The sequence below is a fragment of the Candidatus Villigracilis saccharophilus genome, from assembly GCF_016711665.1.
Genome location: NZ_JADJSO010000002.1, coordinates 105,745 through 118,528, shown reverse-complemented (window position 1 = coordinate 118,528; position 12,784 = coordinate 105,745). Strand labels below are relative to the sequence as shown.

Sequence of the window (12,784 nt, the reverse complement as noted above, 5' to 3'; positions counted from 1 at the left end):
TATTTATGCCTTTGAGAGATTTTCTGCCGTTTCGCAGCCGTGAAAACCAGCAATTTCTGAACTGGCCGTCGGCGCCAGATGTCAAACCCGTCCGCGCAAAAGCAGATGGAGTAATTTCTGCTCTCCCTTCTTCTCTCAAGGAGCAACGGGAAGGAGAGTATCCCCCGACACTGATTATTGCAATCGGAAAAACAGGCGACCAGGCACTTGCTTTGCTGATGGAGAAAGTTTTACAGGACCAGACGAATAGAAGCGCATCCATCCGTGCATTATTGTTAACAGAAAGTCCAACAACATTGTCTGCTGCAATTGGAAGGCAGATTCGTGTAATTGAACTACAAAAAACTGGTATGTCATATGTCACTAACGGAGCAATGCAGTCTGCCCGCGCATCCTCTAATGCTTTATTTCAACAGGTAATTAACTACAAGCGCTATCAGGAATGGCTTCAAGAAAACTTGCTGGATCTGGGAAGCGATGTCCAGGTTTATTTTATTGGGAGTCTGGCTGAATCTGCAATTGGAATGGTAGGGGATGCGCTTCAAATTTTGCGCAACTTTCCACAAAACCTGGGGCGTACAGGTTTGTTTTCACGTGTTTCGGCGATTCTTTCTCTTCGTGCATCAACAGCATCCAGCTTGCCGCCCGATGAGATTTTTGCGGCTTGTCGCGAAATTAGCCGCATGACTTTTACCGGCCCGCATCGTATGAATACTTCTTTTGGGCAATCACTCGTTGTTGAATCAGCATTGCTTGATTATTTATTCATCCTTGATGGTTCAATGCCGCAGACATTGGAGCAACATCAGGAAGTTGATGTTGCTCAATTACTGGCCGAGTCGCTATTTACGTTTTTGCATCCATCCGCTCGTTTCTTGTGGGAGAATTTGATTAATGATTTGCGTTCTTCCGGAGAGATTCGTCAGGAATCCCACTTGCCGGTGATTCACAGTGTAGGGACTGCTACACTATACATTCCGCTCAATGAAATTAAACGTTATATTTCGGTCCGCTTGGCGGACGCGGTATTACACGGGGAGCAGGAAGGTGTAGAAGAAGGGTTGGTGAAAAAATCTTCATTTCAAGCTGAACCATCCCTGCGCAGCCTTGCCCGCCAATTTTTATTGAATGGTCCTTTCCCTCACCCTGTCTTTCTCTGGCTATTGGAGGCTAATAGCCAGAATTATTTTGAAACTATTCCAGATTTATCTCCAAAGTTTATTTCACTCTTCCAGGCGCAGGTTTCTCATTCACTGACGCACTACCTCAACCAAATTCCTGCCGATTTGGGGCATGCCAACATGGCACTCGCTTGGCTGGATGGACACTTGTCCGGTTGTGAAAAATGGTTAAATGATGGTAATCTGTCCCGGCCAAATGTCCCTGAACGGTCTAATTTTCAGTATTTGTTATTCAAGTGGCGTGAAATTATTCAATTTCTCTCTGCTGATTTGGGCGCTTGGGAAAAAAGTCTATTCCCTTTGAATGAGAATGAATCCACCCTTCCGTCTCCAACTCTTAATTGGCGCAATACTAATCCAGAGTCATCCAATTGGAGAGAATCTAGCGGCGCCAAAACAGAGGATCTTCCATCCGGCATCTATGCGATCTTGAAGTCTCAGAGAGACGAGGCTGAAATTGCAATTTCTGATTCATCTGCTGATCGTATCTATCGTTCAGTTTTGGCAGAATCCAATCAAGACATAAATGAGCTTGAAAAATATTATACTGACACTGTTCGACCAGAACTCTCCAAGATAGGGATGGAAGCAAGTACATCTTTTAACCGCATCCGTCAGCGTCTGGAGTGGTGGATACATATTGTGCCTGATAGGTTGCCGCAACTTTACCTGATTTGTTGGCCGGCTTCTGTCACGCCTGCAATGACTCCACCGGCGGATATTTGTTTTAAGGCCGACCAAGCCCTGGCTTTTTCAACAACGTTGACGCAATTAGCCTATTCACAAACCGAATCATTAGAATCTGACTTAACGACCAATTGGTTTGGTCGCCGTATAAAACTTCTCGCGGATTTTTTGCGGCGTGCGGAAGATGCGTATATTCGTTATGATCAGAATGCAGCAGCCAGATTTAAAAATGCCGCCACCAGACGTTCCTATTTGATTTCACATGATCCCCTTCTTAGCCGTGATCTTGTCAATGATATTTTTCCAAATACGCCGCGTTTCGATATTAACGAACTCGGGGGGGGGCAAAGAACACGTGTTACTTCTTTTACCTTGCGCCTCAATATGCCGCTTAGTGTAATAACATTGCTTCAAGAATTCCAGCGTGACTATATTGAAAGGCAGCCTGAAAACATCCATCTTTATGAACAGGAACGTGCCGCAACAATTTATGAAAAACGGCTATGGAAATTGAATCGAGTCAGGATTTCGCTTTCTCCTGAAATGACCATATTGCTTGCTGAACCGCAGCTGGTGACCCTTTTTTTTCAAGCCCTGTTTACCGGGGTGATCCATACTCATCATGATGAAACCGGGCGACAACCCTATTGGATCGTCAATGGTGTTCAAGATTTTTCACCTTTATCTCTTGCGCCGGTGGGAAAAGACGGGTTATTGTTGGCTTTACGGCGTTTTGCACTCGAGTTGCCAAATGCATCAGATATTAACCAAAACCCGCAAAACTATTTTAGCTCATCCCGACGACTAAATTATATTTCAGCCCTTACAAATTTGGTCAAAGAGACTGCTTCCAAGCCGGAAGCGCGTACTGTACGTAATTCTTTAGTTGGGGAGTTCACTGAATGGAAGGCAAGAGGTGAACTCGATCGGCTGGCAAACTCGTTCCATACCGTCATCATCTGTGAACTTGATGAACCGGTTTGGACGGGCTGGTAAATCGGTTATTTTCGAAGTTTTTGGAGGAAAGTCAATATGATAAACAAAAACCTGTTTTCAGATGGCCAGCAGCTTGATCATGATGGACATCCATTAATTATTGAACGTAAATTGTCTTCTGGCTTGACCGGCGAAGTCTACTTGGGTAAATTATCTTTGCCTAATCAGCCTGAGCCGGTCAGGGTCGCTATAAAAATCATGAAAGGGCTTGACTTTCCTCTTGCCCGTCAGATGTTCTATAAAGAAGGAGAAACTCTTGCTTTTCTGATGCATCTTGAAGATGAGAGCAGGGATCTTCTTGATGAAACTTTGAAGATCGCCCCTGTTTATTATGGTTTAAGCGAATATCATTCCGAGCCTGATATGCCCGGTGTGCCCTACATTGTAATGGAGTTCATTTCAGGCCGGGAAGTACCGTTTTTATTAAAGCAGGGACTTTTTTCAGAAATACAATCTTTGACGATTGCATGGCATCTCTACCGGATCCTGGATATTCTGCACACTCGTTTGAAAAAATCCTTTATTGACCTGAAATTTGAAAATCTTTGGTGGGTTGAAAATGATGGAAAATGGGGCGGTCAGCTTAAACTTACCGATTTTGGCACGCTTGAAGAGATTAAAGGCGAACAAAAACGCGGAGTTTCACGAGATGTACTTTTAGGCGGGGTCTATTTGCTTTCAATGATTAGCGGGCATGCACTGGAGTATTCGATCGGTGAATTGAAGGAAAAGCCGAGCCGATCTTAAAGCATCATGGCGGAAAAATGACCTGGGGCTTGCAGCGCCTCTTGAGTAAACTATTACACCGAAACATAGACGCCCGCCCAAAGACGGCGGCTGAGGTGCAGGCGGAAGTGCGCCAACTAGTAAACTTTTGGTCTCAAACGGATGACCGTCTGTCTGCAATGGCTCAAAATTATTTGAAAACAGCTGAAGATGAGGCAGAAAAAACAAAATCAGTAGATCAACCCCTTAGCAAGGCCGGATATGATGCCGCAATTCGTGCGTACTCATCGCTGGATATATTGCGTACCAAAGCGCCTGGCTTATTTAATGAACGCGACCTAGATCGTGCAAAGGCCGTTTTATCCATCGGCGATTATTTCGAGCGCGGCTATGCCCTCTTGCAGGGTCGTTCTTTCACACTGGCCCGGCAGACTTTTGAAGAAGGTATATTATGGGCGGATGAACCAGCCCTCTTGCGACGATGGTCATATACAGCGCGTATTGGCGAAGAAGTGGCTCCCAGTGATTTCGAATCGCGCTTTGTTGAGCTTAAATCTATCTTAGACTTCATTAATGATAATGCCCCAAACTCTGGTAAATGGCAATCAGCCCGTCGTGATTTTTCTGATCTGGCGGCTCCTTCTCAAGATAAACCTTCCCTGAGATCAAAAGGCCTGGATTACCTTATTGCCGAATGCGAACTCTACGAGTTATATGAAATGGCGCGCGGTTTTTACATCGACGAAGAGTTTGAAAATGCCGCTGAACAGTATGGAATGATAAAGATCATTCTCGATGACCGTCTCCCGTTAGATGCGTCCAAATTTATAGAAGAAGAAATTGGCAGTGTTCCAGCCAGCCGCCGAAATGCAGAGAAGCGCTCATCTAAAGAGAAAGCCTTCCACTTATATGAAGACGCCAGGAATGCCTTGAGACGCGGTGAACTTAACATCGTATTAGAGGCTGCATCACAAGCTTTTTCTGCTTATCAAACTATTACGCATAATACGTTCCATCTAGAAAACCTATCTGATCTGGCTTTGCTTGCCATTGAGACTGGCGCTCAGCATCCCGAAAAAATTGAGTATTATTTACGCGCTTCCCGTCAGATCGCCGAGATTGGTTTATACAACTATGCCGAGGACGCTGCCTACGATAAAATCTACGAGGCCAGTGTCAAGCTAGACTCCGCAACGGAAAAGATATCCATCTTTGACACTGCCAGCTATTGTGCTTTACTCGAAGATTCTCATGCTGTGCTTGGCGGGGACGGAGCATTGATAGAACCTGTTGCGAACTATGCGGTCAGGCGCGCGATTTCGGGCAAGGCAGTTCCATTTTTAAGGGGTGTTGCGGATCTTGTTGAAAAAATTATTCCAACTTCGCCTTATCCGACAGAATGGCGCCTCAAGGCCGATGAAATTTTTTCTGAACAAGCGGCCCAGCGTCATACTGATGTGGACGACCTTTTGCAAGCGGCACACCACGCCTTGCTGCCTATGCTTCCAGATCCTAATAATCCTCATGGGTTGCAAGAGATTTTACAGGAAACCGCCAGACTGGCTGTTATTTCGAACGGCTTTGAACTACTCTCTCTGCAAAACCGGGTAACCCGGCTTGAAAAGGCCAGAACCGCACTGGAAAAAGCGGCAAAAATTATAGGTGAAGAAGATACTTACCGACGCGAAGAGATCGCCCCGCTTTGGATCGCGGTTGAAAAAGGTCTTGAGTTGGCCTTGGGGACTGTTTCCGTGCAGGAACAGTCGCAACGAGAAGAGCGCATTGCACGTTTGGAGGCACTTTCACGAGAACGGGCTGAGATTGAGCAAAGAATCCAGATAATACGACTAATTCCTCAATCGATCGTTGACGAGAGTGTTCATGGCAGTATCGATCCATCATCCCTGCGTCAAAAACTAATTGATTTTCTGTATCGTTGTTATTACTTTGAGTCAGGTGATCGTGAATCCTTCCAGGATACCATTCAGCGCTTGAAAATGGATACTCCTGTATCAATTATCGAACAGGTTTCGGTGCAGGTGTTGATTGATTGGGCGATCCATTCGCTTGATATGCTTGGAGCGGAATCTTGGAAGAAAATTGCGGCCGTGGCGGCCGGGCATCAGCAAAAGATAGAAGCAGAGTTCTTGCGCGCCGCTAAGGCATTTGCCGAAGGTGAATTTGGTATTCTCGCGGCAGAGCTAGACCGCACGCAAGCTGTTTTGGGTGTTACGCCCGAGTGGCAATCGCTTAAATCTTCCCTGGCACAAGCCAGTGCGTGGAAAGCTTGGTGCGAAACCAAGGCGGATATTTTCCAGTCTGGGGCCGCCGACAAACTTTTTTTGCGTGATTTGCGTGCATTTTCCAGCTTGAGATTACCCCCCATTTATTGGAATCAAAGCCCGGCTCCAGCTTTTTTAGATAAGGCTGGGGATGGCTTGCGGGAGGAAATTCATCGGGCAAAAAATATCAATACCAGGGAATTTTTTGAATCCATGTCTAGGTTGCTGGATGTCAACTGGACAAAACACGTGGCATCGACTTCTGTCCGGCGTGCATGGATTAAACAGGATTGGCTCACGAGCGCTTATGCTGTTGCTGGCAAACCTGACTTGCACGGATTAACGACCCAGATCAGTCAGACCCTTCCTCCTGAAAATATCGAAGAAGCGCTTAATTCGTTCGAGTATGGCGATTGGACGCGGCTCAACCAACAAGGAAAAAAGAATAAAGGCCGCGGCTCTACTCTTCAGAGCGTGTTGCTGCTGGGCGCCGGCGTGCTGGTCATGCCTTGCCATGCTCGTAATCGGGTTTTTTGTTTATCCGGGTTTTATCCCGGGCATTCTTCAGAAAAATACAAATACCCCAACTCCCAGCTTAACTCCGACGCCCACTTTTACTCCAACCCCAACTGTGATTCCCAGCCTGACCCGACTGTGACACCTTCACTTACACCTGTGCCGCCTTCCATTTACCTGCCTGGAGATATTAATTCCCTGTATCCGGGGCTCCCCGTAACCGGTGATGCTTATTGGGTGATCAACAACACTTATGCCATCCTGGAACCCTCCTTGGATGCCCAACAAAGCCCCTGGAAAAAAGCTGTTTCTCAAGACTCCCGGGCAAACGAGGAAGGATATTTTTATACTGCGGTTGGAAAATCCACTGTTGTTTGGGCAATGGATGTGCCTTTTGATACAACTGGGTATTATGATGTCTATGTTGTGGATACCTTCCAACAATCAAAAGGACCGCAGCAATTCCAGGTATTGCTGGATGGACAGCCCGTTCAACCCTATCGCGGCACAAGCCAAGTTATTTTGCGCGGCAGCGGTGAAGTGAACAGGTCAGATACCTGGCTCTTTTTAGGCGACTACCAGGTGAATGCCGGGCAGAAATTGAGTGTTAGCGTCACTCTGGGAGAATTAACCGACCAGACACCATTTGCAGTGGATCGGGTATTGATTGTCCGCCTAAACGAGTCTAATTGGCAAATGCTTGACGCCCTCCCGGCGGGGCGGACGCTGGCAAGCCTGATGGATGATTCTACTGCAACCTTCTTTGAAGTGGTTGATAGTAAACCGGTAGCTGTTAAGGATCGCGGAAACTTTTTCACAGATGTCAAGGCCTGGAATGGCAGCTTTACCAGTCGATCCTTGACCGAGGCCACCGTTCCTATTTGGGTGGATTGGACGCCTGTCAATCGGCTTTCTCCCGGAACATATGAAGTTTTAGTTTGGATCCCTGAAAATCATGCCACGGTTGTTGCCGATTATGTTTTATTGGCAGATAGCAAGATTGTGGAACGTCCAAATCCAGCGCAGGTCAATCAAAGCGACCATAAAGGAGTTTGGTGGACATTGGGTACTTGGACTCTGGAAAAGGAATCTGTGGTCAGCCTTCGAATGATCATTGCAGATGGGGCGCTTGGTGATATAGGCGTAGATGCCGCTGCGATTGTAAGTGTTGGGCAGTAGAATACCTTCAAATAGGTGGTGATGATATGTCTAAAAGATTGTTGCGGTTTGGAGATTCATATGCAAATGAAGAAAAAGTTATTAAACACCTTGATGATGTCCTGCCGCCGGACTATAAAATTCTTGCGGTTTGAGAATTGCTGATGCAACTCTTGGCGAGGTCGAATACGATGTGGTGGTGTTGGGTCAATATGCCGTATATGTATTGGAGATCAAGAATTTTGGCGGTGTGATCAAAGGGGATGCAATCACATGGGAGTTGGAATCTACTTCAAATAAATCTTCGACGGTCCGTAGTCCTTTTTCCCAACTTGGCAGGCAATGCAGCATTCTGGTGAGCCGATTAAAAGAGGCAGACCAGAAGGTTCTGGTTCAAGGCATGGTGTGTTTATCGAATGATAAACCACCGGTAGTTCAAATCGAAGATAGTGAAAAGCATAAAAAAGAGATCCTTTGGTATAAGGACGCCCTTCATCCTCTGACGGATCCGTTACAAATTACATTACCAGCTGATTGGGGCCGCAGGGATATACTGGTTAAGCATGAAGCGTTGCTCGCCCTCATTAAGAGCGGATTTTCCAAGCGCGAAGCGGAAGCCATTCAAGGATACGCCATCGAGAGCGAGGCATGGACCGGACGCCGATATAAAGCTTATTTTGCAACCCGCAAAAATGATTATCCATCCAAGGTGTTATTGAAGGTTTATCAGGTCCCCAGTTCGATTTCCAATTCCACGGAAATCGAGAGATTCGTTGACGCATTAAACAGCAGGGATTTATCAGCTCTCAGGAAAATTGAAAAGACAGGTGACCATCAAACAGGCGGGTCAAACTATGTTTTAGCCGGAGAAAAGGCATTTTTGCATCCAACACAGCCTGGGAAATATGTTGTGGTCACCGAATGGGTCAATGGTAAGCCTTTGTCCAGCTTAATCCAGGCTGGACAAATTTCCTCGTTGAACATACGCTATCTCATCGCGTCTCAAATTTGTCGTGGTCTGGCTTTTACTCATAGCGCCGGTGTGGTCCATCGCAATCTTTCCGCGGATAATGTGATCTGGAGCACGGAAGAGAACAAAGTAAAGATCATCAACTTTGACTTCGCCAAATTTGCGGATGACAGCCTGCCGACGGTAGATGACAGAAATGTCCTGGTTGAAATGCAGGCTGAATTGTCAGCGCGCGAGAAATATCAGGCCCCTGAATTTAGACAGCCGGTTCAGAAGGATGATGTTCCTTATAACTTTATCTATCATAATGCCCGGTTTCAAACAGATTATTATGCGCTTGGTATCATCATGCTGGAGTTGTTTACGGATCGTCTTTTACCAGACGCCCAGTCGGTCAGGAATAAACTCAAAAAATTTTCACATCCTGACAAGGAAGTGCAGAAAATCATCCTTGCTTATTGCGGCCTCAACCCGGAAGAGCGGACCGCGATCCCGTTGATCGAGGCGGCCCTTGTTTTTGAACAGCAGGCGGGTGTTTCGAGAGAATCTTATGATGTCACTCGTTTGCCGTCAGGTTATCAGTTGGGTATTTACTCCCTTGTTCGGAATATACAAGAATCCAGAATGAGTGTGGTCTATCTCGCAAAAAATACCTGGACAAACCAACAGGTGATCATTAAAATTCCCCGCGCGCCCTCTCGCGAAAATGCCAAAAAAGAATTAATGCGCGCGATGAAAATTTTGGATGAAGTAAGTTCAGACTATACCGCAAAACTGTTTCACACTGATATTGCCTTCTTAACCGACCAGAATATCCAAAAAGAGTGGTCGGCTGGCAGCCATGAAATCTATTATCAGGTCTGGGAATACATTGACGGGCATAATCTAAAAGATTATCTCGCCACCCATGCTGCTGACAGTCTCCAGCTTCGCTTGCAAATGGCTTTGGACGCGTTGAAGACGATCGCAGTCCTCCAGAAAAGGGATGGATACCATTTTGGACATCAAACCCTCCAACTTTGTGGTAACACGGGCAGGCCAGGTGAAAGTGATCGACTTTGGTCTTACCAAACATATCAGTGACCATCAGGCAGGCGTGGATACTGCGGGTACACCTGGCTGTTATTTGCCCCCGGAGATCCTCAGCCCGAATGGAAAATGGACTCAGGCCGGAGATGTTTGGTCATTGGGATGTCTTTTTCTTGTGATGTTATATGGCCTGCAGGTCTGCACCAGCTCAGGCCCGCAAGTGGACTGGATGCGTCTGGAAAAAGAGTTGAATCAGGATTTTGTGAAAGCCTTGAAAAAGCTACGGACAGGAAGCCCGCTAACCGTTATTTATCGGCTCAGGAATTATTGCCAGAATTACAGAAAGCCCATCAACGCTGGCTGGATCATAAAAAAGGAAGCCTGAATATGTCTAACGATGAAATACTTGCCAAGCTTAAAGAAAAACTTGCAGAAGCAATTGGGACGGATCGTGAAAAGGTAATTGGATCTGATATTCGCGCTTTTGAAAACTGGATAAAAGATGGGCAGAAAGACGATTGTCCGGTTAATTTGGGGATCCACGGTATTTATCCGCAAGGCATCACTGACATGCCTGTTGAACCTGCGACTCCTATTAAGAATGTGATTGAGAAGCGACCTGATGAGTTGCCTAAGCCGCTGGTTGCGGAGCCTGTCAAGACCGAGATCGTGATCCCCATTGCGGAAGAATTTGCTGTTTCAAGCAAAGGCGAAAGACCTGCAGATAATATTAATATGGATGATGTTGCCAGTGAAGAAGCCAACCGTAACCAGGAGATTCTACGGTTGGAGTTGGAGAAGGTGCGAAAGTACATTGAGAAGCAGGAATGGCGCGAAGCTGTGGCGTTAGCCGGGATTGTGGAAACACGCGCCAGTAGGACGGTAAAAGATCATGCCCATGAACTATTTTCCCAGGCTCAAACTGGTCTAAACAAAGCGCTTGAAGAAGCCCTTGCGCAAGGGAATTCTGCCCGTGCCGCCAATGACACATCAACAGCACGTAAATCATACCAGGCTGTCCTCAATCTGGAACCGTCAAATAGCGACGCGCGTTTGGCTTTGAAGGAACTGGATGGATTGGTACAAGAGCAGGTTTCTGGCAAGCAGATCGGTAATATGCGTGCCGGACTGCGCGAACGCCGTGATATCCGCCGTCTTGGTGAAGCGGTATATGATGCAGAGGCACTTGATCAGGAAAGCAAACTCCCTGATGAACTGCAGGGTATTTTGAAAGATGCTCGAATATTTTACGACCAGACGCGCTCGCAAATGGGTGAAGAAACCACTCAGATGCGATTTGGGGATGTAACAGCCACTGCTCAAGCCGTTGATACATTTCAGGCTCGTGTTGCTAAGGGCGAAAAGTATATCTTCGACGCCACTACTAATACAGAAAAGCCTTCTTTTGAATTATTACGAGAGGCGCAAACCCTGTTGCAGCAAGCCTCGGAGGATACAGCACAATATGAAATCAATATTGCTGATAAAGATAAATTCCTTCGCCCAAGATATGTGTACCAACGATTGAGAAAAGCACTTGAGCAGCCATTTTATGAACAGGAGAAGCGTAAACTAGAAGAAAAACTAGCCGAGATTGATCGTTTTGTTCAGGCACAGGAACAAGCGGAGAATTTGCACGAAAAAGCCTTGCAGGAAAGTGACCAGGTTCGCAAGTTAGCTCTGCTTTTACAGGCTAGGAATATTTTCGGTGCGCTAACAGGGTTGGATGAGCAGGTTGTGCAGATGCGTCCGGTAGCGATCTCGGTGATGCAGACCGGAATGAATGATTTTCTTCGTAAAGCAGAAACTTCCTTGCGTAGTCAGGAATATGCTGATGCTCGCAGTGCCAGTGTCGAGGCTGAGAGACAGGCCAGTGCCTGGCCTGAAGCGCAGAAACCCGAAGAAATCGTCAAATTGGTAGCTGAAACGCAAGCAATGCGCCAACTGATTGATGATACCGAAAATGCCTGGAAAGAATATCTCCAGTTAGCCAAAGATGTTCGCCAGAAGGTGGTTGATCAAAACCAGCGTGCAACCGGGCTGGATCTCTTCAAACAGGTCAGCGAAGATGAACGCTTTAAGGGATTTCCTGATCTGCGCACACTGAGATCGGAGATCGATCAATATAAGGGCGTGGGCGAACAGTTGAATGATGCCCTATCCGCCCGATCCATCGGAGAGTGGAGTCGCGTCTTTGAGATAGCAGATAAAGTGCTAAAAGCGGGAACCGCCGGTCAGTTGGCGCCGCGTTTCCAGGAACTGTACGCCGACTCTGTAACCGAGTTGAATATCAGTCGCGCGCAGGGCTTGTTGCAAGATGATGAGATACCGGAAGCCAATAACATTCTGAGCGCCACACTGAACAAGGAGAAGGAACGCGGCGGTGAGCGCGAAGCCAACCTGCGTACGCGCCTGTCTGATGAACTTGAACGCATACAGCAGGCGATCCAGTCTACCCGTTCGTTCATGCAACCACTCTATGATGAGGCATGCAAAGTTCTGGGGCTGTTCGATAATGTTGGCTTCAAGGCCTATACCAGTCCATCGTTTGCATTACGGCAATCGCGGGTGGGGGCAGACGGGCAGGTAAGCAGCCCCGGGTTGCGCGCTTTGATCAACCGTCTCAAAGGATCCTCCGATGACGATGATCCGACGCCCCAGGAACTGATGGAGCGGGCAGGCGAAATTCTCATGGTAGAGCTCAGCCGTAAAGGATTTGCCGAGCGGCTAAATGCCCTAAAACTATTTCGTTATGTAGGCTACCAAAACCAGGCGGGAGAGAAGGATTGGCCGCCACATACTCTCTCCCTGCGTACTGCGGAAGCCCGTCGTGCCGCGCGCTTGGTGGCAGATTCCCTGCGTCAGACAGAGTTGGAACCACTTAAGCAAAAACGCAATGCTTATCAAGGTAATGAACGCGAACTGGATGATGAGGCCTTACGCCAAATGGCCGGGCAGGCCGCCGGATTGCGCGAAGCCTCGTTGCTTGAGACCGAGGATGAACGTGCCTTGGGGCGCTGGGTGGAAGTGCAATGGGAGACACGATTGGCGATTAGTGAAGAGAAACGTGCAAACTGGAGCGGCGCGGTGGATATCTGGCGCAGGTTGGATACCCATCATCCCGCGTGCTTGATGTTAAGCGTGGTTTGCGAAATGCCCGCATCAAATACACAGGTGATCGGGCTCATTATCTTATTCATAACGATCATAAAAGCGAAGATGCCCTGAAACTATTGCGC

6 protein-coding genes are annotated in these 12,784 nt (G+C 47.2%); all 6 read left to right on the top strand.

What is annotated here, in order from left to right:
- Positions 1-5 precede the first annotated feature (5 nt).
- The 6 genes from IPL17_RS00830 (at position 6) to IPL17_RS00805 (ending at position 12,773) form a co-directional block, all read left to right on the top strand.
- Complete coding sequence (locus tag IPL17_RS00830) at positions 6-2,864, top strand: hypothetical protein (RefSeq protein ID WP_345305175.1); 2,859 nt, start codon at positions 6-8, stop codon at positions 2,862-2,864.
- 36 nt (positions 2,865-2,900) lie between these two features.
- Positions 2,901-3,611, top strand: a complete 711-nt coding sequence (locus tag IPL17_RS00825; protein ID WP_345305174.1) for a hypothetical protein — start codon at positions 2,901-2,903, stop codon at positions 3,609-3,611.
- Positions 3,612-3,652: 41 nt separating this feature from the next.
- Positions 3,653-7,567, top strand: coding sequence for a hypothetical protein (locus tag IPL17_RS00820; protein ID WP_345305173.1), 3,915 nt, complete (start codon positions 3,653-3,655; stop codon positions 7,565-7,567).
- Positions 7,568-7,697: 130 nt separating this feature from the next.
- Positions 7,698-9,599, top strand: coding sequence for an NERD domain-containing protein kinase family protein (locus tag IPL17_RS00815; protein ID WP_345305172.1), 1,902 nt, complete (start codon positions 7,698-7,700; stop codon positions 9,597-9,599).
- Positions 9,565-9,930: a hypothetical protein gene (locus IPL17_RS00810; protein ID WP_345305171.1), complete on the top strand. Its 366-nt coding sequence runs from the start codon at positions 9,565-9,567 to the stop codon at positions 9,928-9,930. The genes IPL17_RS00815 and IPL17_RS00810 overlap by 35 nt, the downstream gene beginning before the upstream one ends.
- A gap of 2 nt (positions 9,931-9,932) precedes the next feature.
- Complete coding sequence (locus tag IPL17_RS00805) at positions 9,933-12,773, top strand: hypothetical protein (protein WP_345305170.1); 2,841 nt, start codon at positions 9,933-9,935, stop codon at positions 12,771-12,773.
- Positions 12,774-12,784: the final 11 nt, after the last annotated feature.